We start from the raw sequence: 22,362 nt of genomic DNA, 5'->3' as shown, positions 1-22,362 counted from the left end.
CCCTCACAGGGGTGCCACCGGTACGGTCCCTCCGGCTGACCACTGCGGTCGAAGGCACGGTTCACTGCGGGACAGCCGCCATCGCCGGGGGCGAACGCGGCCATCGGCGCACCTTCTGGCCGGCGGATGCCCGGTCGGTGGACCGTGTGCTGGGATGGAGAGATGGAACTGCGGGAACTGCGAACCTTCGTGGCGGTCGCCGAGGAGGGCGGCATGTCCGCCGCCGCCCGCCGACTGCACATGAGCCAGTCGGCGCTGTCACAGACGGTGAGCGGCCTTGAGCGGCAACTCGGGCTGAAGCTGCTGATCCGCACCAACACCGGCGTCCGTCCCACCGAGGAGGGCGAGACCCTGCTGGCGGAGGCCCGCGCGGTGATCGCCCGCCACGACCAGGCCATGCGGACCATGGCGAGCCTGACGAGCCCGGGATGCGGGCTGCTGCGCATCGGCATCCCCTTGGAACTCCCGTCCGACCTGCTCCAGCCGGCCATGGAACAGGTGGCGGCCTCCTGCCCCGGCACACGCGTGCAGGCCCGCCACCTCTCATCGGCCGCCCAGTTGAAGGCCTTGCGCGCCGGTGACCTCGACATCGGTCTGCTCCGGGAACCTCCTGCGGACCCCGACCTGGACGCCATGCTGGTCGTCACGGAGAAGCTGGGTGTGCTGCTGGCCGCGAGCGTCGCCGCCGAGCTGGCGGACGACGAGGGGGTGCGCCTGGAGACCCTCCGTGGCCTGGAGTGGGTGAGCTTTCCCCGCTCCGGCAGTCCGGCGTGGTACGACGAAGTGACCTCGGTGCTGCGCAGTTTCGGCCTCGACCTGGGACCTGAGCCGCCGCACGATCAGTCGTTGATCGCCGAGGTCAAGCTGGCAGCCGTCGGCACCGAGAAGGCCTTCGCCCTGGCGCCGCCCCGCTGGTCCCAGCCGCTGCCCGAGAACGTGGTGTGGAAGCCACTGCACCGGCATCCGCTGGTCCGCCGCACCTGGGTCGCCTGGCCGACCCACTCCCGACGGCGCGACCTGGCCGCCTTCATCACAGGACTTCCGACGGCAGACCTCCACTGAGGCAGGATTCGACGCGCTCTGCACTTCGGATTCAACCTGCTCCCGCTATATGAATAAGCGGTCGCCGCCATCAGTGAATTCGATTGCCACTTCCCTCCGGAATTGCGGCCCAGAATCGACTGCAAGCCGTTGACCTGCTCATATGTGGATATTCGCGACGCCGATGACGTTCTCCAAGAGCAATGATCGGCACATTGGGAGACATCGAAAGGGGCAGCGATCGAATGCACTCCGCGGAAATGATGCGTACATTGTGGCACGCAACCCGACTTTTCGATGGAGTGCTTACCGTGAATTCTTCCTACCTTTCCGGCAGCGTCGCCCTGGTCACCGGCGCCACCAGCGGCATCGGAGCGGCGACGGCGGCCGCCCTCGCCGAGCGTGGCGCACACGTGCTGGTCGCGGGACGGGACGCGGCTCGTGGTGAGTCCGTGGCCGCCGCCATCCGGGCGCGCGGGGGCAAGGCCGACTTCCTCGCCGCGGACCTGACGACGGTGGCGGCGGCACGCGATCTCGCGCAGCGCGCAACGGACATCGGCGGCGCGGTCGACATCCTGGTCAACAACGCCGGCATCTACCCGTTCGGCCCGACCGCCGACACCGAGGAGGCGCAGTTCGATGCGGTGTACGCGCTGAACGTGAAGGCCCCGTACTACCTGGTGGCCGAGCTCGCTCCGGCCATGGCGGAGCGCGGCCGTGGTGCCGTCGTCAACGTGAGCACGATGGTGGCCGACTTCGGGATGGCGGGCATGGCCCTCTACGGGTCGAGCAAGGCCGCCGTGAATCTGCTGACGAAGTCGTGGGCGGCCGAGTACGGCCCTCAGGGCGTGCGGGTCAACGCCGTCGGGGTCGGACCGACCCGTACCGAGGGGACGGCAGGCATGGGCGACGACCTGGGCGGGCTCGCCGCCCAGGCGCCCGCGGGCCGCCCGGCGAGCCCGGAGGAGGTCGCCTCCGTGATCACCTTCCTGGCAAGTGAAGCGGCGAGCTTCGTGCACGGCGCGATCGTCCCCGTCGACGGCGGTCGCGTCGCCGTCTGAGCCGTACGACAACAGCGCCGAAGGGTCTGGTGCAGCGGACGTCACGTTGCGCCAGGCTCTTCCAGTTGTCCGGGCGGGGCAGCCGCTACGTCCTCAAGCACGCCCCGCCGCATCAGATCGTGGCCGCGGTGCGCAACGTGACGACTGCGGAACGGGTCCTGTCGTCGACCGCCGTGAAGCAGTTGACCGACGGCGTCACGGCACAGATGTCGGCTTTTCCTGCGCAGTAGCGACGCGGCCGGCCGCTCAGCGCGAAACCTGGAGATGTTCTTCGGCCGGGAAGCACCGCAGAGCGTGGTCACGCTGTTCGATCGCAGGACGACGGTGCCGACAGGGGCGGTCACCACGGCCGTGGGCGTCCTGGGCGTGCCCGTCAGGAGCCACCCCGGTCGAGGACCGCCAGCACATCCCTGGACGCGATGGTCTGCTCGCCGTCCGGCCGGCGGACGGTGACGGGCTTGCCGAGATCGCTGAACCGTATTGAGAGAGACCTGCCTCCCTCCACCCGGTACTCGGCAAGCCGTGCTTCCGGACTGCCCTGCGCCGGCACGTGGACCCGGACGGTCACCGGACCCGTGGTCCTGGAGAGGGGACGCAGTCGCTCACCGTCGAGCACCGTCACGGGGCCGGAGGTCACTTCACCGGCGCCCGAAGAGGCTTCCGCCAGCAACAGTCCTGTCTGGCAGACCGGCGCGATGCCCTCCGTCTCCGCCACGGCGCCCGGCAAGTCCGTCACCATGTACGTGCCCCGCAGCAGCTTCTCCGCGGCCCACCGCGTGTCCTCGGCCGGATCCGCAGCGGGATCGAACTCCGTGACCTGCTCGTCCCCGGCAAGCCTGCTCACGGCAGCGGGCAGGGCACTGTCTGACCAGCGTGTCCACACCTGCTTGCCGATCAGGAGACTCTCCGCGCCTCCCACCGTCCCCGTGCAGGCGCCGCGGCCGTCGAGGCGGGCAGCGAACCTCACCTGCGCCCCGTCCGGGCTGCGCAACTCCCCCGCCATCCTGAACGACTTCGCCTGACGCAGCGGCCGAAGCGCCTCCTCGAAGGCCCGCGCTTCACTGCTGCGCCCGTCGGCCGTGCACGACGTCCCCGAGAGGATTGTCAACGCCAGAGCCACGTACATCCCACCACGCATCGCACGCATCTGGGTCTCCCCCGCCCCCGGCACCCCGTTCTTCCCAACTCTTATACAGCGCCTGCTACTTCAGCACCACGCTGCACATGTTCGAGAACGGCCGCCGACTGACCCGCATCAGTCCCGCACGAGCCACACCGTCGTGTCCGGTGCCACATGATCCGTCACCGCGGCGGAGGCGATCACGAGGTGGCGGGAAGGGGGCAGTGGGACCGGGTGGGGACCGAGGTTGGTCATCACCTCGACCGCGCCGTTGGTGAAGTGCAGGACGCCGTCCGGGGACGACAGCCAACGCAACTCCCCTGTTCCCAGCCTGTGGTGGCGGCGCAGGCGCAGCAGGCCGCGGTAGAGGTGGAGGGTGGAGTCGGGGTCGTCGCGCTGCAACTCAGCTGCGTAGGTGCCGTAGTAGGAGGGCTGCGGGAGCCACGTGTCGGGGGTGTCGCTGAAGCCGAACGAAGGGCCCTGGCTGGTCCACGGCAGTGGTACGCGGCAGCCGTCCCGGCCGCGGATGCGGTGGCCGGAGCGTTCCCACACCGGGTCCTGTCGGGCGGAGTCCGGCAGGTCGGTCGCCTCGGGGAGGCCGAGTTCCTCGCCCTGGTAGAGGTAGGCGGAGCCGGGCAGGGCAAGCATGAGTGCGGTCGCCGCTCGGGCCCGGCGCAGGCCCGCCGCGCGGTCGGGCTGGGGGTCGTCGGCTCCGACGCCGTGCTCCAGGGCGACGGGCCCGTCGTAGCCGAAGCGGCTGGCGTGGCGCATGACGTCGTGGTTGGACAGGACCCAGGTGGTGGGCGCGCCGACCGCTTCGTTGGCCGTCAGGGACTCGTCGATCACGGCACGCAGGGCGTCTAGCTCCCAAGGAGTCTCCAGGAAGCGGAAGTTGAAGGCCTGGTGCATCTCGTCGGGGCGGATGATGCGGGCGGCGCGCTCGGGCGGGAGCCAGGCCTCGGCGCACAGGATGCGGTGGCCGTCGTAGGAGTCCAGCAGCTTGCGCCAGGCGCGGAAGATGTCGTGGATGCCCTCCTGGTCCCACATGGGGGGCATGACGCCGTCGACCGGTTCGATGACCCCGTGGGTCGGGTGGGGCCAGTCGGGCAGGCCGTCGGCTTTGACGAGGGCGTCGCAGACGTCGACCCGGAAGCCGTCGACGCCCCGGTCGAGCCAGAACCGCAGCGTCGTCTCGAAGTCCGCGCGGACGGCGGGGTTGTCCCAGTTCCAGTCGGGCTGGCCGGGGTCGAACAGGTGCAGGTACCACTGCCCGGGGCGGCCGTCGGCCTCGGTGACCCGCGTCCAGGCCGGCCCTTCGAACATCGACGTCCAGTCGTTGGGCGGCAGGCCCCCGTCCGGGCCGCGGCCGTCGCGGAAGTGGAACAGGTCCCGCTCCGGGCTGCCCGGGGCCGCCGCCAACGCGGCCCGGAACGCGGTGTGTTCGCTGGAGCAGTGGTTGGGTACGAGGTCGACGACGACGCGGATGCCCAGGGTGTGGGCCCGGGCCAGCAGGGCGTCGAAGTCGGCGAGGGTGCCGTAACGGGGGTCGACCGCGCGGTAGTCGGCGACGTCGTAGCCGCCGTCGCGCTGCGGCGAGGGGTAGAACGGCGACAGCCACAGGGCGTCCACGCCGAGGTCGGCGAGGTGGTCGAGGCGTGCGGTGATGCCGGGCAGATCGCCGGTGCCGTCGCCGTCGCTGTCGGCGAAGGAGCGCGGGTAGATCTGGTAGATGACGGCGGTGCGCCACCAGTCGTCGTCCGCGGCGAGGTGGGCGGGCGCGGGCGGTGCGGTGTCGGCGGACGTCATAGCTGGGGGCTCTCCTGGGCGTAGAGGTCGGTGCGGCGGTCGCCGAGCAGGTCGTTGTGCGGGGAGAGGATCTTCTCCCGCGAGAGGTGGAGGAAGAGGTCGGCGACGACCCGGGGCCGCTCGTCGCCGGCCGCGGCGGTGATCCAGCCGTACTGGTTGATGACGGCCGTGCCCTGCGTCCAGGCCTGTCCGCGCTCTGTGCCCGCGCGGTCCGCGCAGGCGATGTAGAGGCCGTTGGCCCGTGCGGCGGCCTGCGCCTGGATGATCTCGGCGGGGCGTTCGTCGGCGGGGCGCTCCTCCAGGGGCCAGTTGGTCGGTACGGCGATGAGGTCGGCGCCCGCCGTGGCCAGTCGGCGGGGCATCTCGGGGAACTCCAGGTCGTAGCAGATCAGGACGCCGATGCGGCCGTGCGGGGTGGTGACGACCGGCGCCATGCGCTCGCCGGGGGTGAAGAACAGCGTCTCGCGGTCCCACAGATGGGTCTTGCGGTAGACGGCGCGCACTCCGCTCGCGTCGACGACGGCGGCGCTGTTGTACAGCACCGGGCCGCCGTCCTCGCAGAAGCCCAGCACCACGACGGTACGGGTGCCGGCCAGGAGGTCGCCGAGGTCGGTGAAGAAGGCGTCGTCGGCGGTGATCGCCGTACGCCGGGCCTCGTCGGCGTCGGCGAAGACGTAGCCGGAGGTGGTCAGTTCGGGCAGGACGACGATGTCGGCGCGGTCGGCCAGGGCACGCCGCACGGCATCGAGGGCCAGCTCCTTGTTACGGGCCAACTCCCCTACCTCAGGGGTCAGTTGTTCGCACACGACACGGGCGACGCCGGTGTCCTCGGGCAGCAGGGGCATGGTCACTTGACGGCTCCTTCGGTCAGGCCGCTGATCAGGCGCCGCTGGAGGAAGACGTACGCCAGCAGCACCGGCAGGGCGACCAGGACGGCGGCGGCCGCGGTGACCGCCGGGTCGCTGGAACGGGCGGCGCCGGAGAAGAAGGACAGCGCGAGCGGCACGGTCTGCACCGAGGCGTTGTCGGGCACGAGGATGAGCGCCAGCAGGAACTCGTTCCAGGTGAACAGGAACAGGACCGTGCTCAGCGTGGTGAGGGCGGGCCCGGCGATGGGCAGGACGACCAGGCGCAGGCTCTGCAGCCGGCTCGTGCCGTCGATGCGGGCCGCCTCCAGCAGCTCCACCGGGACGGACGCGAAGAACGACCGCATCCACAACACGCCCAGCGGGACGGACAGGGCGATCTGCGGCAGGATCAACGCCCCGTAGGTGTCGACGAGATGCCATCCGGTGAGCAGCTCGTACAGGGGCAGGACCGTCACCTCGTAGGGCAGGACCAGGCCCACGAGCAGCAGGCCGACGATGATCCGGCCGCCGGGCACCCGCATGGTGGCCAGCGCGTAACCGGCCAGGGCGGCGAGCACCACGGTGACCACCACGACGGTGACGGCCACCAGCGCGCTCGACAGCAGCGCGGGCCCGAACCGGCCCTGCGTCCAGGCCGTGGAGTAGCTCGCCAAGGACACCCCGCCCGAGCCGGCCACCCCGTGCAGGGACGAGACGATGATCGACACCAGGGGGAAGACGGCGACGACGGACGCCAGGACGAGCAGCGCGTGGGTGGCGACGCTCTCGCTGCGGGCGATTCTCATGACTGCACCTTCCTGCCCGGGCTCGCGAAACGGCGGAGCGGGCGCTCGCGTTCCCGCAGCGCGAGCTGTACGACGGTGACGACGGCGAGGATCACCACGGTCAGCACGATGGCCAGCGCGGAGGCCCGGCCGAGCATGCGGTTCTGGAACGCGTCCTGGTAGACGTACAGGCTCGGCACGGTCGTGGTGGTGCCGGGGCCGCCCCGGGTGGTGTTCCAGATGAGGTCGAAGTTGCGCAGCGCGAAGGTGACGGTGAGGATCAGCGCGATCGAGATCTGCGGGCGCAGCGCGGGCAGGGTGATCGCGAAGAACTCCCGTACGGGCCCGGCGCCGTCCAGGCGGGCCGCCTCGTAGGTGGAGCGGTCGATGGCGACGATGCCGCTGAGGAAGAGCACCATGCACAGCCCGTACTCGACCCAGGCCCCGATCACGCCGATCGACGGAAGGGCCGTGTCGAAGTCGCCCAGCCAGCTCGTGGCGAACCGGCCCAGCCCCACGGCCTTGAGGACCGTGTTGACCGGTCCGTCGACGGCGAGCAGGTTCCGCCAGGCGACGGCGACGACGACGCTGGACAGGATCTGCGGCAGGAACAGCACCGCCCGGAACACCGTCAGTCCGTACACCCGGATCCGGGACATGGCCCCGGCCAGCAGCAGGCCGACGCAGACCGGCAGGACGGCGTAGAAGAACAGCAGGACCAGGGAGTGCAGCAGCGCGGCGCGCAGCTCGCTGTCGGTGAAGACGGCCGTGTAGTTGTCCCAGCCGACCGGCGTGCCCTGTGTCAGGCCGTCGTAGGCGTAGAAGGAGTACCAGACGGAGATGCCGATCGGGTACAGGACGAAGACGGCGAAGAACGCGAGTGCGGGTGCCACGTACAGCAGCGAGGACCAGGACCGGGAGGAGAGGTAGGACCGGAGGGAGGGGCGGCGGGGGCCGTGGGTGCGGTCGGTGCGGGCCGCTGGTGTCGGGGCGGTGGCGCCCTGCTTCGGGGTGGTGGCCGCGGTGGTCATTGCGCCTGCCTCGCCTTGAGCCAGGACTCCTGGACGGCCTTCAGGAACTGTGTGTCGCCGGTGCGCCCGGCCATGACCTCCTGGAGTTTGCCGCCCATGACGTTGAGCATGTCGGAGGCGGTCCAGTCGTAGTAGCCGACCTGGGTGCCCGCGGCGATCGTGCGCTTGAGGGCGTCGAGGGTCTGGGTCTGCAGGCTGTTGGTGCCCTTCACGCCGTCGGTGACGACGGGCAGCCGCCCGGTGTCGAGGATCACCTGACCGGCCTTCGGGGTGTGCAGGGCGGCGAGGAAGGCGACCGCGGCGGGCGTGACCTTGGAGGAGGCGGAGATGTGCCACGGCGAGGCGGTGGCTCCCGCGCCGCCGGTGGTCAGCGCGCCGAAGCCGAACTTCGCCGGGTCGAGCGTGGCCCCGTTCCACGAGCCGCCGACGAAGAAGACGCCCGTGCCCTTGGCGAACCGGCTGATGGCGTCCTCGTTGCTCAAGCCGTCGTAGCCGGAGCCGAAGTAGCCCTTCTTCGCCCAGTCGGCCATCGTCCGGGCCGCCTTGGCGTTGCCCTTTGTGACGAACGTGGTGCCCGCCTTGCCGCCGATCCAGTCCCGGATCGAGGCCGGTGTCTGCTCGGTGACGGCCAGGTCGGAGAAGATGTGGGTGGCCGCGTACTGGTCGCTGTTGCCCAGCATGATCGGCTGCTTGCCGGCCTTCTTGACCACTGGCAGGTCCTTCTCGAGGTCGGCGAGGGACCGCGGTGGCTTCAGGCCGAGTTCTTCCAGCTGGGCCTTGTTGTAGTAGATGCCCTGGACCTCGCTGATGGGCGACATGCCGTAGAGGTTGCCGCTGCCGAAGGCGGTGCCTGAGCCGTTCCAGCGGGCAGGGGCGAGGGTGCTCGCGCCGGTGCCCGTGATCCAGCCGTAGGCGGCCGCGACGTCGTCCAGGGGGCGCACCAGCTTCGCCTTGACCAGCGCCCCGTCGACCGCGTAGCCGATGTTGCCCTCGAACAGGTCGGGCGGGTTGGTGCCGGACGCCGCGTTGACGACGGTGGCGATCAGGTCGTCGAAGCTCTTGTAGGTGATGTCGACCTTGACGTTCGGATACTGCTTCTCGAACGCCGGCACCACCGATCTCATCAGCGGCTTCTCCGCCTGGTCCGCCCACATCCGCAAGGTGACGTCGCCGAGGGCGGCGACCTGTCGGGCGGTCACGGGGTCGGTGACGGCGACCATGTCGCCTGCGGCGGTCCCCTTGCCCGCCCCGGGCGGACTGCAGGCGGCGCAGGCGAGGAGGGTGGCCAGCGCGACGGCCGCGGCGGCGCCCGCGGCGGAGCGGGGCGGGCCTGCGCCTTCGCGTCGTAGCGATTTCATATCGTGCACCGGTTCTCTGTGCTGATCGGCGGATCGTAAGGGCTGCTGACTGCTGGGTCGGGAGAATGCTGTGGCTACTGCACCCGTGTCAGCCCGCGTAGGTGCGCAGCCGCAGGGTTGCCGTGGCCTGGTGGGCCGCCATGCCCTCGCTGGCGGAGATCACCTCCACCGCCTCGGCCAGCAGCGGCGTGGCCGCACGGGCGATGCGCTGGTACGTGAGCGGCTTGAGGTAGCGGGAGACGGACAGCCCGGCACTGTGCTTGGCGCCACCCGCGGTCGGCAGGGTGTGGTTCGTGCCGGCCATGCCCTTGTCCGAGTAGGCCACCGTGCTCCAGTGGCCGAGGAAGAGTGAGCCGTAGTTGCGCAGGGCGCCGTGGTACCAGTCGTCCTCGCCCGTGTGCACCTCCAGGTGCTCCGGGGCGAGCTCGTCCATGACCGCGACGGCGTCCTCCCGGCTGTCCACCAGGATGACGGACCCGTAGTCGCGCCAGGCCGGGCCGCAGATGTCCCGGGTGGCCAGGGCCGAGAGCTGCCGGTCGACGGCGGCGACGACGTCCCGTCCCAGGCGCTCGGAGGTGGTGACCAGAGCGGCCGGCGACGTGGGACCGTGCTCGGCCTGGCCGAGCAGATCCGCCGCGACCGCCTCGGCGTCGGCGGTCTCGTCGGCGATGACGGCGACCTCGGACGGGCCCGCGAGCAGGTCGATGGCGACCGTGCCGAACAGTTGGCGCTTGGCCTCGGCCACGTAGGCGTTGCCGGCGCCCACGATCATGTCGACGGGCGGCCGGTCCAGGAGGCCGAAGGCCATGGCCGCCAGGGCCTGCACGCCTCCCAGGACGTAGAGGTGGTCGATGCCGGACAAGTGGGCGGCGTAGGTCACGGCGTCGTTGGCGCGGCCGTCCGGCTGGGGCGGGGTGCACCCTACGACGGTCGGGACGCCCGCGGCCTTGGCGACCCCGACGGTCATGAAGGCGCTCGCGGTGAGCGGGAAGCGGCCGGCCGGCAGGTACGCGCCCACGGCTCCCACCGGCACGTACCGCTGGCCCACGACCAGGCCGGGAGCGATCTCCTCCTCGAAGTCCGACAGGTGGGCGCGCTGGAGCCCGGCGAAGCGCTGCGTGCGCTCGGCGCCGAGCTCGATCGCCGCCCGCAGCTCCTTCGGCAGCCGGTCCCCGCTCCGGGCCACCTGTGCCGCGTCCAGCTCGACCGCGCCGTCGGGCTGGCCGTCGAGGGAGCGCGCGTACCGGCGGATCGCGTCCACGCCGTGGCGCTCTATGTCCGACAGCATGCGGCTGACGGTCTCGATCACCTCGGGGTCACGCTGGGCGGGCGGCGCGTCGACGGCAGGAGCCTTGAGCAGGGTGAAGCGGTTGGCGAAATCGGTGGTGAAGCGGTGGCTCAATTTCATACAGCAGAGCCTGAAGCAGCGCTTGACCCAGGACAACCCCGACTTTTCCTCGACCTCGCATAGGGTCGCCCTATGGCACGATGTCGACATGTCCTCCCCGACCGTCGCCGCGATCACCCTCAACCAGCTCCGCGCCTTCCTCGCCTCGGCGCGCCTGGGCACGTTCTCCGCCGCCGCGAACGAACTGCGGACCACCCAGCCGTCCGTCTCGGAGCTCATCAGACGGATGGAGGACCACTACCGGGTGCCGCTGTTCACCCGCGGACCGCGCCGGCTGGTCCTGACCGCGGCCGGCGAGGAACTGCTGCCCTACGCGCAGCAGGCGATCGAGGCCGCCGACGGCGCGGACCGCGCCCTGCGCTCACTGACCTCCCTCGACGGGGGCGTGGCCACCTTCGGCCTGCTGCGCAACGCCGACTACTACTTCCTGTCCGAGCTGCTGGAGACCTTCCACACCCGCCACCCCAAGGTGCGGCTGCGCATCGTCGGCCTCAACTCCGTCGAGGTCGTGGAAGCCGTCGGCGCCGGCGACCTGGAGGCCGGGCTGGTGGTCCTGCCCATCGACGCCGAGGGCCTGGAGGTCACCCCCCTCATGCGCGACGAGGTGGTGTACGTCTCCGCAGACCCCAGCCACACCGCACGACCGGTCACCATGGCAGACCTCGCCGCCGCGAACCTGATCCTCTACGACGCCCACTACGGCTGGCGGGACCCCACCCGCCGCCAACTCGCCGAACGCGCCCAGGTGGAGGGCGTCACCCTGTCCGCCGCCATCGAGGTCGAACACGTCGAATCCGCCCTGCACATCGTCGCCCGGGGCGCGGGAGACACCATCGTCTCGCGTGCGGTCGCCCGCAGCCGCGCCTTCCCGGACAACCTGCACACCGTCGAGTTCGCGGAGCCGCTGTACGACACCATCGCGGTGGTGCGACGACAGGGATCGGTACTGTCACCGGCCACTCGGGAGATCACTCGGTTGGCTCGGCGGATGTTGCTTGCTCACTGAACGGGCCGAATGAACTGAGGGATCGCCACGGCGAGTTGGCCGTCGCCGCCTGACCGGGTCGCCGCTGGAGGGTGGCGACTGTTGCCGAGATCAACGTCGTCGAAGTGTCGGCACGGGTCCCGGGCCCTGCCCGGCAGCTCGCTCGTGGATGCGGCGCGGCGACTGGTCGCGGACATGTCCTGGCGTGTCTCTGGGTGCGCGTCCATCGAGAACGCACTTGGTGGGATTGCCGCGAGCTCCGCGGGCAATCCGATCACCGACGGGCCGGACCCGTCGTTTCCGGCGGTCCGGGCCCGGAGCGGTCACCATCCCCATACAGATCATCTTTATTCCAGGTTTATCTTCCCCGTCCGGGCGCATTCGGGTGAGGAAGGTATTTCTGAACGAGGAGGAGACGTGGGCATCATCGCCTGGATTCTGATCGGCCTGCTGGCCGGCGCTATCGCCAAGCTTCTGCTGCCCGGCAAGGACCCGGGTGGCATCATCATCACCATGCTGATCGGCATCGTCGGCGGTCTTCTCGGAGGCTGGCTCGGCAAGGTGATCTTCGGTGTCGACTCGATCGACGGTTTCTTCGACCTGTCGACCTGGATAGCCGCCATCGTCGGCTCTCTCATCCTGCTCGTGCTGTACCGAGTGGTCACGGGTAATCGACGGTCCCACCGCCACGCCTGACCTGCCGGACTCGGCCGAGCGTGCCGTTCGACGTCAGGCAGGCTGAGGCGAGCACACCCGTGACACGCAGCCCGAACGCCGCGTGACACGCACGGAAACACAGCTGATGCGGGCCACGGACAGTACGTCCGTGGCCCGCATCAGTGTGTCCGCTCCCAGCAGGCTCTTCCGAGCGACCGGGCGGCGACGTCAGAACTCCCCGCTCCCGGCCGCAGCACCCCGGGCCAGCGGCCGGCACCCGTCAGGCGCGGGAGAGTTCCGCCGCGCCGAAGGACACGTCGAAGCGGTCGCACCAGATGCTCACGCTGCTGAAGGCGGAGGGATCGACGTCACCGGGCACGGTGTAGTTCTGGCTTCCCTTGTTGCCCTTCAGCTTGCCGAGGCTGACGTACTTCCCGTCGTCGAACACGCGCCAGCCCGCGCTTCCCTCCTTCACCGGCGCGTCGGTCAGCCACACCCTCAGGTCGGGACCATTGCTGGTGTCGAGGTTCTCCAGCCGGACGACATGGGAGCCGTCGGCGAGCCGTACGAGCTTCACCGTGCCCGTGGTCGCGTGTTCGTGGCTGATCAGGTCACCACTCGCCACGGTCCGGGGCTCCGCGACCGAGCTGGGCGATGCCGGCGCGGAGGCCGTGGGCTCCGCCGTCGACGGGGCCGAGGTGGTCACGACTCCGGGCAGCGCCTCCTCCACCGTCTCGTCCTGCCACAGCTTCCACGGCTGGAACCAGTACAGCCCGAAGCCGACAGCGACGACCGCCACCGCCAGCGCCCCCACGGCCAACGGTCTGCCCAACGTCTCCCGCACGCGCCCCATCCCGGCCTCACTTCCACGGATCTTTGCTGTCGGCACCTCATTCAACGGTGCGAACGGCCGTGACACAGCCGGGGACGAGATGACGAAATCCTTACGTCCCGGGTCCCGAGCGGCAGGTGCCGCACACCCTTGCTTCCTCACAGCGTTCTGAACTGCCGCACGAGCGTTCCCGGGTCCCGTACGACCTGCCACAGTCCGACGGACAGCAGAGCCAAGCTGACGGTGAAGCAGACCCAGAACACGAACTGGGTGCCGGTCGCGAGATCGTGGGTGCTGCCGTCCTCGTAGCGGCAATAGGCCTGCGGGGGAAACGCCTTGGAGCTGCCCACACCCCCGTAGTACAGGGAACACGGGTCCTCACCGGGGTCCTTGATCGTGTCGTCCGCCGTGACGACCAGCAGCCAGGACAGCGCCGCCACCGGAACCGTGCAGAACACGATCAGCTTCGTCCAGGTCGGCAGGCGAGGGTGTCCGAGGAGCCCTAGAAGGGCGACCAGGCACACCACGAACAGCGCGCCGACGACCCCGGCCGTGAACGTCATCTCGAAGACCTCCTCCAGAAGCCACACGACTCCGGCCACTGGTGGCGCGGTGAGGAAGACGACCTTGATCCCGGATGCGATGCGCGGGTGCGCGAGGACGTACACGGCGAGCGCGCACGCGATCACGACGAGGAGCGCGATCACGGACGGGCGGCGCCGGCGGGGTCCCTGAACGTGTCGTCCTTGCGCCACGGACCGACGCCGAGTTTCCCTGTCGTGCCGAGATCGAGTTCGGGTACGACCATCACGGGATCAGCGGCGGGTGTGGCCCAGACGCGGACGTAGGGCGCGTTCACCGGTTCGCCTGCCTGGGTGGTGTTGCGCCAGGCCAGTCCGGCCACCGCGGCCTGCCCCGGACGCAGGACGACCGGTTGGGGCCCGCTGTCCCCTCCGAGGCCGGTGCTGATCTGATCGGTTCCCTGGAGGATGCGCACACCGTCCACGGGGTGGTGGTCCTCGTCCTCGAGCGCGAGTTTCGGATAGCCGTTGAGACGCACAGCCTGGATGCCGCAGTTGACCAGGTGCAGGCCGACGACGCGCAGGCCCATGGCCGCGTCCCCCTCGTCGGCGTAAAGGTGCGTGCCGGAGTCAGGGCACGTGCCCGAGGCGGACGGCGCCTCGGCTTCGGGAACGCTCCGCACCTTGATCACCTTTACGCCGGTCACGGGTGCGTTGTCGGCCCCCTCCTCCAGGACGACGGTGCCCTTGACGACCTGACCCGCGCCGACCGCCTCGACGGTCTTCCGCACGTTGTCACCCCCGCCTCGGGACGCCGAGAGGAACCCGAAGGTCACCGTGTAAGTGGCCGTCTCCGTCCGCTGGTTGGTGATCTCGAAGTCCGCGCTGTAGTCGACTCCCGCGCAGCCGCTTCGCGGGCCCCAGGCGTACAGCGCGGTGATCTTCACGCCGTCCCCGGCCGTACCGTCACCGTTCGCCGAGGGCAGGGGCAGCGCGGTCGGCGTGCCGGAGGGACGGACGGACGGCTCCGCGGACGGCGGGCTGCCGTACTGAGGCAAGTCCGACGGACACAGCGCCTCTGCTCTCACCCGGCCGCCGCCGGCATCTGCGTCCCCACTGGACGAGGCGCTCTGAGAACCACAGGCGGCGAGCAGCAGGGCAGCGGCGAGGACGGCGGGAACGGTGCGGGAGGCGGTCGGCATTCGCCCACCCCACCAGGGGACACCCCCGGCGGGCTGTGGCGGAACCCACACCTCCGGTCACAGCGCTGTCACAGATCATTTGGCAGGGAGGTCCGCAACGGGCCCTCTACTGCCGTGCTGCCAGGGCGAGTTCGGTCGGCCTGGCAGCCCGAGGGTGGGCGCCGCCTCGGGCTGCCGGGGACCGCGGCACGGCGGGTGCGGGCCCGCGACAGGTGGACGTCGGCGCCCCTCCCCCAGCTCACGGGACGTCGTGGCTGCTGACCCGGTTCAGATGCGGCGCACGGTGTGCAGTGTCCTGGCGTACGTCCCCGAGCCGTCGAGGAGGGACGCGCCGCCGAGATCCGACATGGTGGGCCCGTTGACCGTCTTGCGGCTGGAGAGGAAGCGGCGTTTGCCGTCGCCGTCGAGGCCCAGGTAGATACCGACGTGGTCGATCGTCAGGCTGACCCCGTCGTCGCTGGAGTCGGCGTTGAACAGCACCAGGTCGCCGGGCTGAAGCAGGGGCGCGGCGGGTGGAGTGGTCCCGGTGGCCCGGTCGACGACCACGCCCGGCGCGTAGTCGGCGATGTGCCGTGACTTGCGCGGGATCCGGGTACCGGAGGTGTCCTCGTCGGCGGCCAGCGGCACGCCCAGGTGGTAGCCGTAGACCATCCGCGTGTAGCCCGAGCAGTCGAGGTTGCCGACCTGCTTGCTGGACGGCCCCTTGTACGTGCCGTCCGGGAAGGTCCAGCCCACCTTCATGTACTCGTGGAAGTCGGCGCCTTCGAGGCGGTAGCCGTGTGTGTCGAGGTAGCCGTAGCCGGCCTCGCCCAGCACTTGTTTTCCCTGGGCGGGTCCTGCGCCGGCCGTGACCGTCGTGGCGCCGCCGAGGAACATCGCGGCGTACGCGAGGACGTCCGGGCCGGTGGATCCGGCCCAGCCGCGGATCGTCCGCTCCAGCTCGGGCGTCCAGGTGCCGTCGAACGGCTCGGGCAGCACACGCACCCAGTCCCCGTGGGTGACGGTCGGCAGGACCGCCCAGTTCGCGGCGTCCACCTCAAGACCGCTCACCGACAGTCGCATCGGCAGGTTGGTGCAGCCGTCGTTGGCCAAGGCGCGCACGCCCACCCGGCCCTTGATCAAGGTGGACGTGGAGTCGGTGACGTCAAAGGCCCACGAACCGGGTTCCGTTGACGCGGACTGCCAGGCCTTCGCCCGGATCCGGGTGCCCTCCCGCCGCACCCGGACCGTCCATTCGGTCCCCGCCGGCACGCCCGTGGCCAGGGTGACCGCCGTCGCCAGCGAGGCCACGTCGTTGGTGACCTCCTTCTCCAGCCGCATCTCGACCGCCCCTGTGGTGAGGAAGGACAGCCGCGCCCGGTAGTGATTCTGGGTGCTGACGTAACCGAAGGTCAGCGCGAACGAACAGGCCTGCCCCGTGGGGACCTTGTCGAACCTCGCCGTGCAGCGCACGTCGACGTCGGTGATCTCGTCGTCGCGCAGGCTGGCGTGCCGACTGGACCCGGCGGTCGTGAGGTCGATGATCCCGGCGCCCGGCATCACCGAGAAGTCCGTCTTGAAGGTTTCCGACGTGACCCACTTGCCGCCGCCCGGCGAGGTCCCCCAATACGCGCGGTCCGGCTCGTCCAGCGCGAGGTCCGGCAGTGTCCGCTGGAAGTCGTCCACGAAGGGACGCTTGTTCTCCGCGAACGTCCGCTGCGGGCCGGGCAGTACGACGGTCCGCGCACCGTGGGTCAGCAGTGCGACGCGCCTTCCTCCGGAGGTCACCTCGGTGCGGGCCGGGGTGCCGGACAGCGCGGTGACGATGAGCGGGGTGGCGAGGGCGACCGGGGTGAAGTGCGCCGCGCCGAGCGGTGCCATGGACACCCACGAACGGGCCGACGGGAGTCCACCCGGCCCCGGGAGGACCGGCACGTCGGCGAGCGCAACGGCTCGCGCCGGGACGGCGGCCAGGCCGGTGACCGGGACGGCGGCGGAGGCTGCCAGGGCGGCGATGAGTCTTCGCCGAGATGTGAGAGACATGTGTTCGATGATCCGTCACCGCTCGTCGACAGGTCACGGCGGCCCCGACTTCGGCAGGCAGCAGGTGAGCTCCACCCTTCGGGCAGGGTCGACACCCATACACCGTGAGGACAGCGCGTGTTGACGGGAGTGCCTTTCCAACGACTGCCTACGACGCCCGAGCCGCTGCGAACGCGCCCCTGGCACGCAAGAGGCCACCAGCGGATCCCCTGCCGGATACGGGGAATTCGCTGGTGGCCTTCGGGAAGCGACGAGTCGCCTACTTCGGTCGCGGAACGCGCCTGTGCACCACCTGTTGGTTCAGCTTCCGAGCAGGGTGATTACTCGCCGTTCCAACGGAGTTCAGCATTCGTTGGGTACGTTGCCCGTCTCGTTGCCCTTCAGCAGGCCGCCCCAGATCCAGCTCGAGCCGGAGCCGAGCAGGACCCACTTGTCGTGGGAGACGCCGTTCTGGCTCACCCACTGGCCGTGGGCCCAGCATATGGCGCTGAGCTGGTAGTTGGCGGGGACCGTGTAGTTGATGCTGCACGCTGTGGAGGCACAACTGCGGATGTTCGCGCTGGTCCACGTGTAGACCCACGTGTTGGCGGCGATCCGGTCGGACGTCACTGTCCGGGCATCCCGGTCGCCGGACGTTGCCGCCGCGGCGGTCGGCGCGGACAGCCCCGCGACGGCCAGCAGGCCTGCCGCGACCGTTGTGATGGCCTTGGCTTTCATACGCATGAAAGGAATCCCCCTGTTGACACTCGGTCTGCTGGGATGTCCAGCGCGGAAAACGCTAACCGGCAGCGGTCGACCAAGTTAGTCATGTACTGGCCAACAGCTGACTGAGAGGTGACATTCCGTTACGCACGGACAGTGACCGTCTCACAGGCATCTGAGCAGGGAAATTGCCCACAGACGCAGCACCCAGCATCCGGCCGCTGCGGGGGCGGCGGCGAAGGATCGATCACTACCAAGAAGCCGGGGAAGCAAGTCGTCTCCTTCCTGGTCACTCGACGGTTTCATGGCATGAGCATGCAGGAGGCGGTCAACTCACCGCCACATGGCGGGATTTGTCCGCGAAAGCACCGCGAACTCCTCGCGGAAGGATCTCCAGGGTGTCGGATTCGGGCCCCGCTGGGAACGGAGTGCCGGGCGCCCCCGCAACAGCGCCACGAGGGGGAAGCCGTGGTCGAAGCGGACCCGGCAGAGCGGGCTTGACCTTGACGTAGGGTCAACCCTCCATCCTTTCGGCACGGGTGTCCTCGCAGTCGCGTGGCACAGGTCCGCAAAGGAGACAGATGACCATGACGGCCCAGACGATCGCCGGTCCGGCGATGCGCGTGCGGGGGCTGCGGAAGTCGTACGGGAAGCTCGACGTGCTGCGCGGCGTGGACTTCGACGTGGCGCCGGGCAGCATCTTCGCCCTGCTCGGCTCCAACGGGGCGGGCAAGACCACCACCGTGCGGATCCTCGCCACGCTCCTGAAGGCCGACGCGGGCACGGCGAGCGTGAACGGCTTCGACGTCGCGGCACAACCCGCGCGCGTGCGGGAGTCCATCAGTCTCACCGGGCAGTTCGCGGCCGTCGACGAGATGCTCAGCGGTCGGGAGAACCTCGTCCTGGTCGCCAGACTGCGTCACCTCGAAGACCCGGGCACGATCGCGGACGACCTGCTGAGGCGTTTCTCGCTGAGCGAGGCCGGAGGGCGACGCGTGTCCACGTACTCGGGCGGGATGCGCCGCCGCCTGGACATCGCCATGAGCCTCATCGGAGACTCGCCGGTGATCTTCCTGGACGAGCCGACGGCCGGACTCGACCCGGAGGCGCGCATCGAGGTGTGGGAGGCGGTAAAGGAACTCGCCGGTCATGGCACGACGGTGCTGCTCACCACGCAGTACCTGGAGGAGGCCGAGCACCTGGCCGACCGGATCGCCATCCTCCACCAGGGGCGGATCATCGTGAACGGCACCCTTACCGAACTCAAGCAGCTCTTCCCGCCGGCCAAGGCCGAGTACGTCGAGAAGCAGCCGACGCTGGAGGAGATCTTCCTCGCGGTCATCGGCGGCGACCAGGGCGACGCCGTCACCACGACCACCGGGGGCCAGGAATGAGCTCGTACTTCTTCACCGACACTGCCGCGCTCACGGGGCGGACCCTGCGCCACGTCACACGCAGCATGGACACCATCATCACGACCGCCATCACACCGGTCGCCATGATGCTGATGTTCGTCTACGTCTTCGGCGGCGCCATTGACACCGGGTCGGTTCCGTACGTGAACTACATGCTGCCCGGCATCCTGCTCATGACGATCGCATCGGGCATCTCCTATACCGCGTACCGGCTGTTCACCGACGTGAAGAGCGGGATCTTCGAGCGGTTCCAGTCCATGCCGATCGCGCGGTCGGGGGTGCTGTGGGCCCATGTCGTCACCTCTCTGGTCGCCAACCTGATCGCACTCGTGCTCGTCGTGGCCGTCGCGGTGCTCATGGGCTTCCGCTCGGGAGCAGGAGTGTCGGCGTGGCTCGCCGTCACCGGCATACTGCTGCTGTTCACCCTGGCGCTGACCTGGCTCGCCGTGATCCCCGGTCTGTCCGCGTCCTCGGTGGAGGGGGCCGGTGCGTTCGCCTACCCGCTCATCTTCCTGCCGTTCGTCAGCTCGGCGTTCGTGCCCACGAGGACGATGCCCGGCCCGGTGCGCTGGTTCGCCGAGCACCAGCCGGTGACGTCGATCGTCAACACGATCCGTGCCCTGTTCACGGGGCAACCGGTCGGCGACGACATCTGGACCGCGCTCGCGTGGTGCGTGGGCATCCTCGTCGTGGCGTACGCCTTCGCCATGACCGCCTACCGCCGGAAGATCGCCTGAGGCAGGCTGGGCCCATGCTCACCATCAGTCAGTTGGCGACGTACGCCGGGGTGACGGTACGGGCGGTACGCCACTACCACAAGATCGGACTGCTGCCCGAACCCCGGCGCGACCGGTCCGGGTACCGCACCTACGATTCCACCGCGGTCGTGCGACTGATCCGGATCCGCACCCTGGCCGACGCCGGTGTGCCGCTGGCCAGGGTGCAGGAACTCCTCGACGCCGGCCCGGACGACTTCCTCAGCGGCGTCCGGGAGATCGACAAGCAACTGCGCACCGAGATAAGGCGGTTGCAGGACACCCGCAGGCGGCTCGCCCGGCTCGCCGCCGGAGAGCACCTCGCGCTCCCGCAGAGTGTCGTGGACTACCTCGACCGCCTGCGCGGTCTCGGCGTCGTGGAGCCGTACATCGAGCTGGAGCGGGACGCCTGGATCATGATCGCCGCACAGGTGCCGGACTTGATCGACTCAGTGATCGCCAAGAAGCACGAGGAGTTGAACGACCCCGACATGGTGGCACTCTACGGCTTCTTCACCGGGGACCTCGACTGGCTGCCCGGCGATCCCCGGATCGTGGGACTCGCCGACGTCCTGGAGCGCCTGATGATCCGCGCCGTGGAGGCCGGCGAGGTGGGCGACGAAGGCTTCGACGACCAATTCGTCGCCTTGATGGACTCCACCGTGCTCGAGTGGGCGCCGGGCGCCGAACACGTGCTGGCAGTACTGCAGGAACGTGGCTGGAAGGGCTGGACCCGCATCGAGCGAGTGCCCGCAGACCGACTCACCACCGGACCATCGACGACTGCCCGGCCGGCACCACACTGACCCTCGCCCAGCAGCCGAAGGTGTCGATCACACGCGAGGCCGGTTCAGCAGCCGGGAGAGCACGATGGCGCTCTCGGTCCGCTCCACAGGAGCGGTGGCGCGCACGCGTTGGATGGCCTGTTCCAGGTGGGGGATGTCCTTGGCGAGCATATGGACGACTGCGTCGGCGGCGCCCGAGACGGTACAGGCCTCGATGACCTCGGGGATGGCCTCCAGGGCTTGGCGCAGTTCGGCGGGGGTGGGATTGCCGGTGCAGTAGACCTCGACGAAAGCCTCGGTATGCCAGGCCAACGCCTGAGGATCGACGAGAGCGGTGAAGCCGCGGATCGCTCCGGTGGCCACGAGGCGGTCCAGACGCCGCTTGGCAGCGGGCGCGGACAGCCCGGACGCCTTGCCGATCTCTGCGTATGTCGCCCGCGCGTCGCGCAGCACGTGCCGGATGATCGCTTGATCGATGGCGTCCATGCCCTCACTCCAGACGTCGGAACCTGCGGCGCCCGCGCAAGAAACGGCCACACGACCGCTCACATTGCAAGAAAACGACAGTAGACAGCAGCAAATGGCGATTGCTTGCGTTCTCCGTCGACCATAGTCTCCGGCTTGTCCTGATGTCACGTGCTGGGAGCAGTGGTGAGATGACAGCAAGCCTGAGCGATGTGGAAGCCTCGGCTCTGGCCGCGGTCGACGAGGCGGCCATCGCCCGGTTGCTGCTGGAACTCCTTGCTGTTCCGAGCGTGACGGGAAGCGCCGCGGAGTCCGAGGTTCAGCACGTCCTTGCCCGGCACCTGAAGCGGATGGACCTCGATGTCGACCTGTGGTCCATGAACCTGCCCGAGCTGCGTGACCATCCCCGTTTTCCCGGCAGCGAGGCCCCGCGCACCGAGGCGTGGGGCCTGGTGGGCGGCACGGTACCCCGGGGCGACGGGCCGAGCCTGATCCTCCAGGGGCACGTCGACGTCGTCCCTTCCGGAGACCTGTCGCGTTGGGACGGCGACCCCTTCCGCCCGCGGATTACCGGGGACGTGGTGCACGCACGAGGAGCGTGCGACATGAAGGCGGGTGTGGTGGCGATACTCGCCGCCCTGGCCGCGATACGGGAGGCGGGCGCAAGGTTGCGCGGCCAGGTGTCCGCGCATTTCGTGGTCAGCGAAGAGGACGGAGGGCTCGGCGCGTTCGGCACCCTCCAACGCGGCCACACCGGCGACGCCTGCATCATCACCGAACCGACCAGCGGTGCGGTCATGACTGCGAACGCCGGCGCCTTGACCTTTCGCATCCAAGTACCCGGCCGCGCCACCCACGGCAGCACCAGATACGTGGGGGTGAGCGCCATCGACGCATATCTGCCCATCCACCGCGCGCTCGCCCGTCTGGAAGCCCGCCGCAACGTCGGCGCCGACCCGCTCATGTCCGAATACCCCATCCCCTACCCGCTGTCCGTGGGAACGGTCCATTCCGGCGACTGGGCCAGCAGCGTGCCCGACCTCCTGGTGGCCGAGGGAAGAATGGGCGTGAAGCTGGGCGAGGATCCGGCCCGGGCACGCACCGAACTGGAGGCGTGCGTGGCCGAAGCCTGCGCGGCTGACCCCTGGCTGCGCTCCCACCCCGCCACGGTGACGTGGCCCGGCGGACAGTTCGCCAGCGGACGGCTGCCGGCCGGGCATCCGCTCGCCGCCCAGGTCGCCGACGCGCACGCCGACGTCACCGGCGGCCCGCGACCTTCCGAGAAGGGCGCCCCGTACGGCAGCGACCTGCGACTGTACTCCGGGGCGGGCATCCCCACGCTGCAGTACGGCCCCGGCGACGTACGCCTCGCCCACGGTCCGAAGGAACAGATCCGCGTGAGCGACATCGTCACCGTGACCCGGGCACTGGTGCTCGCCACACTGCGCACGGTCGGCACCAAGTAGTGGCCCCAGCCTCTCCCTCAACCCGCTGCCTCGTACCAGAGGTCCCAACCTGGAGGGTACGGTCCGCTACCAAGGGCCTGTGCCGGCCCGGCCCCAG

At 69.8% G+C, this 22,362-nt stretch carries 22 protein-coding genes; 9 read left to right on the top strand and 13 right to left on the bottom strand.

Annotation, left to right across the window (positions count from 1 at the left end):
- The first annotated feature begins 162 nt into the window (after positions 1 to 162).
- The 3 genes from AOJ26_RS18625 to AOJ26_RS18615 all read left to right on the top strand — a co-directional run bounded on the left by AOJ26_RS18625 (position 163) and on the right by AOJ26_RS18615 (position 2,332).
- On the top strand, positions 163 to 1,062 hold the full coding sequence (locus AOJ26_RS18625) for a LysR family transcriptional regulator (RefSeq protein WP_053849439.1): 900 nt from the start codon (positions 163 to 165) through the stop codon (positions 1,060 to 1,062).
- A 290-nt stretch (positions 1,063 to 1,352) separates the two neighbouring features.
- Positions 1,353 to 2,102, top strand: a complete 750-nt coding sequence (locus tag AOJ26_RS18620; protein WP_234358592.1) for an SDR family NAD(P)-dependent oxidoreductase — start codon at positions 1,353 to 1,355, stop codon at positions 2,100 to 2,102.
- Positions 2,103 to 2,167: 65 nt separating this feature from the next.
- The gene (locus tag AOJ26_RS18615) at positions 2,168 to 2,332 is read left to right on the top strand and encodes a hypothetical protein (RefSeq protein ID WP_159044317.1); all 165 of its coding nucleotides are present in this window, start codon (positions 2,168 to 2,170) and stop codon (positions 2,330 to 2,332) included.
- A 143-nt stretch (positions 2,333 to 2,475) separates the two neighbouring features.
- Here AOJ26_RS18615 and AOJ26_RS18610 read toward each other — a convergent pair whose 3' ends face one another.
- From AOJ26_RS18610 to hisD, 7 genes are all read right to left on the bottom strand, one after another.
- A complete protein-coding gene (locus AOJ26_RS18610) occupies positions 2,476 to 3,249 on the bottom strand; it encodes a hypothetical protein (RefSeq protein ID WP_143663521.1) in 774 nt (257 codons plus the stop codon).
- 108 nt (positions 3,250 to 3,357) lie between these two features.
- On the bottom strand, positions 3,358 to 5,028 hold the full coding sequence (locus tag AOJ26_RS18605; RefSeq protein WP_053849436.1) for a glycoside hydrolase family 13 protein: 1,671 nt from the start codon (positions 5,026 to 5,028) through the stop codon (positions 3,358 to 3,360).
- Positions 5,025 to 5,873: a nitrilase-related carbon-nitrogen hydrolase gene (locus AOJ26_RS18600; RefSeq protein WP_053849454.1), complete on the bottom strand. Its 849-nt coding sequence runs from the start codon at positions 5,871 to 5,873 to the stop codon at positions 5,025 to 5,027. Before AOJ26_RS18600 ends, AOJ26_RS18605 begins: the two co-directional genes overlap by 4 nt.
- Positions 5,874 to 5,875: 2 nt before the next feature.
- A complete protein-coding gene (locus AOJ26_RS18595) occupies positions 5,876 to 6,682 on the bottom strand; it encodes a carbohydrate ABC transporter permease (RefSeq protein WP_053849435.1) in 807 nt (268 codons plus the stop codon).
- Positions 6,679 to 7,692 (bottom strand): carbohydrate ABC transporter permease, encoded by a 1,014-nt coding sequence (locus AOJ26_RS18590; protein ID WP_053849434.1) that lies wholly within the window; start codon positions 7,690 to 7,692, stop codon positions 6,679 to 6,681. The genes AOJ26_RS18595 and AOJ26_RS18590 overlap by 4 nt, the downstream gene beginning before the upstream one ends.
- A complete protein-coding gene (locus AOJ26_RS18585; RefSeq protein ID WP_063790288.1) occupies positions 7,689 to 9,050 on the bottom strand; it encodes an ABC transporter substrate-binding protein in 1,362 nt (453 codons plus the stop codon). The genes AOJ26_RS18590 and AOJ26_RS18585 overlap by 4 nt, the downstream gene beginning before the upstream one ends.
- Before the next feature lie 88 nt (positions 9,051 to 9,138).
- Positions 9,139 to 10,458 (bottom strand): histidinol dehydrogenase, encoded by a 1,320-nt coding sequence (hisD, locus tag AOJ26_RS18580; protein WP_053849453.1) that lies wholly within the window; start codon positions 10,456 to 10,458, stop codon positions 9,139 to 9,141.
- Positions 10,459 to 10,546: 88 nt separating this feature from the next.
- Between hisD and AOJ26_RS18575 the strand changes: the two genes are divergently transcribed.
- Together AOJ26_RS18575 and AOJ26_RS18570 are read left to right on the top strand one after the other, a co-directional pair.
- The gene (locus AOJ26_RS18575) at positions 10,547 to 11,464 is read left to right on the top strand and encodes a LysR family transcriptional regulator (protein WP_053849432.1); all 918 of its coding nucleotides are present in this window, start codon (positions 10,547 to 10,549) and stop codon (positions 11,462 to 11,464) included.
- 396 nt (positions 11,465 to 11,860) lie between these two features.
- Entirely contained in the window at positions 11,861 to 12,139 is a 279-nt protein-coding gene (locus AOJ26_RS18570) for a GlsB/YeaQ/YmgE family stress response membrane protein (protein ID WP_020120489.1), read from the top strand.
- 241 nt (positions 12,140 to 12,380) lie between these two features.
- Here AOJ26_RS18570 and AOJ26_RS18565 read toward each other — a convergent pair whose 3' ends face one another.
- From AOJ26_RS18565 to AOJ26_RS18545, 5 genes are all read right to left on the bottom strand, one after another.
- A complete protein-coding gene (locus AOJ26_RS18565; RefSeq protein WP_053849431.1) occupies positions 12,381 to 12,953 on the bottom strand; it encodes a DM13 domain-containing protein in 573 nt (190 codons plus the stop codon).
- A gap of 137 nt (positions 12,954 to 13,090) precedes the next feature.
- Positions 13,091 to 13,639: a hypothetical protein gene (locus AOJ26_RS18560; RefSeq protein ID WP_053849430.1), complete on the bottom strand. Its 549-nt coding sequence runs from the start codon at positions 13,637 to 13,639 to the stop codon at positions 13,091 to 13,093.
- Positions 13,636 to 14,655, bottom strand: a complete 1,020-nt coding sequence (locus tag AOJ26_RS18555; RefSeq protein ID WP_053849429.1) for a DUF4232 domain-containing protein — start codon at positions 14,653 to 14,655, stop codon at positions 13,636 to 13,638. Before AOJ26_RS18555 ends, AOJ26_RS18560 begins: the two co-directional genes overlap by 4 nt.
- A gap of 267 nt (positions 14,656 to 14,922) precedes the next feature.
- Positions 14,923 to 16,677: an NlpC/P60 family protein gene (locus AOJ26_RS18550; protein ID WP_053849428.1), complete on the bottom strand. Its 1,755-nt coding sequence runs from the start codon at positions 16,675 to 16,677 to the stop codon at positions 14,923 to 14,925.
- Between the two features lie 342 nt (positions 16,678 to 17,019).
- Entirely contained in the window at positions 17,020 to 17,400 is a 381-nt protein-coding gene (locus tag AOJ26_RS18545; protein WP_143663519.1) for a hypothetical protein, read from the bottom strand.
- A 566-nt stretch (positions 17,401 to 17,966) separates the two neighbouring features.
- Between AOJ26_RS18545 and AOJ26_RS18540 the strand changes: the two genes are divergently transcribed.
- From AOJ26_RS18540 to AOJ26_RS18530, 3 genes are read left to right on the top strand one after another with little or no spacing between them, the layout of a single operon-like run.
- Positions 17,967 to 18,773 carry an ABC transporter ATP-binding protein gene (locus AOJ26_RS18540; protein WP_053849452.1) on the top strand — a complete coding sequence of 269 codons (807 nt, stop codon included), beginning with the start codon at positions 17,967 to 17,969 and terminating at the stop codon, positions 18,771 to 18,773.
- Positions 18,770 to 19,531 carry an ABC transporter permease gene (locus AOJ26_RS18535; protein ID WP_053849426.1) on the top strand — a complete coding sequence of 254 codons (762 nt, stop codon included), beginning with the start codon at positions 18,770 to 18,772 and terminating at the stop codon, positions 19,529 to 19,531. The genes AOJ26_RS18540 and AOJ26_RS18535 overlap by 4 nt, the downstream gene beginning before the upstream one ends.
- Before the next feature lie 14 nt (positions 19,532 to 19,545).
- Positions 19,546 to 20,355 (top strand): MerR family transcriptional regulator, encoded by an 810-nt coding sequence (locus AOJ26_RS18530; RefSeq protein ID WP_053849425.1) that lies wholly within the window; start codon positions 19,546 to 19,548, stop codon positions 20,353 to 20,355.
- A gap of 27 nt (positions 20,356 to 20,382) precedes the next feature.
- On the opposite strand, the gene AOJ26_RS18525 is transcribed toward AOJ26_RS18530, so the two are convergent.
- On the bottom strand, positions 20,383 to 20,820 hold the full coding sequence (locus tag AOJ26_RS18525; RefSeq protein ID WP_053849424.1) for an Lrp/AsnC family transcriptional regulator: 438 nt from the start codon (positions 20,818 to 20,820) through the stop codon (positions 20,383 to 20,385).
- 170 nt (positions 20,821 to 20,990) lie between these two features.
- On the opposite strand from AOJ26_RS18525, the gene AOJ26_RS18520 reads away from it, so the two are divergent.
- Positions 20,991 to 22,265, top strand: a complete 1,275-nt coding sequence (locus tag AOJ26_RS18520; protein ID WP_234358591.1) for an ArgE/DapE family deacylase — start codon at positions 20,991 to 20,993, stop codon at positions 22,263 to 22,265.
- The last annotated feature ends 97 nt before the right edge of the window (positions 22,266 to 22,362 follow it).

Source organism: Streptomyces sp. NRRL B-24085, assembly GCF_001282115.1.
Classification (GTDB): domain Bacteria; phylum Actinomycetota; class Actinomycetes; order Streptomycetales; family Streptomycetaceae; genus Streptomyces.
The sequence above is the reverse complement of the archived record's forward strand: the minus strand, read 5'-3'. Positions and strand labels throughout refer to the sequence as shown.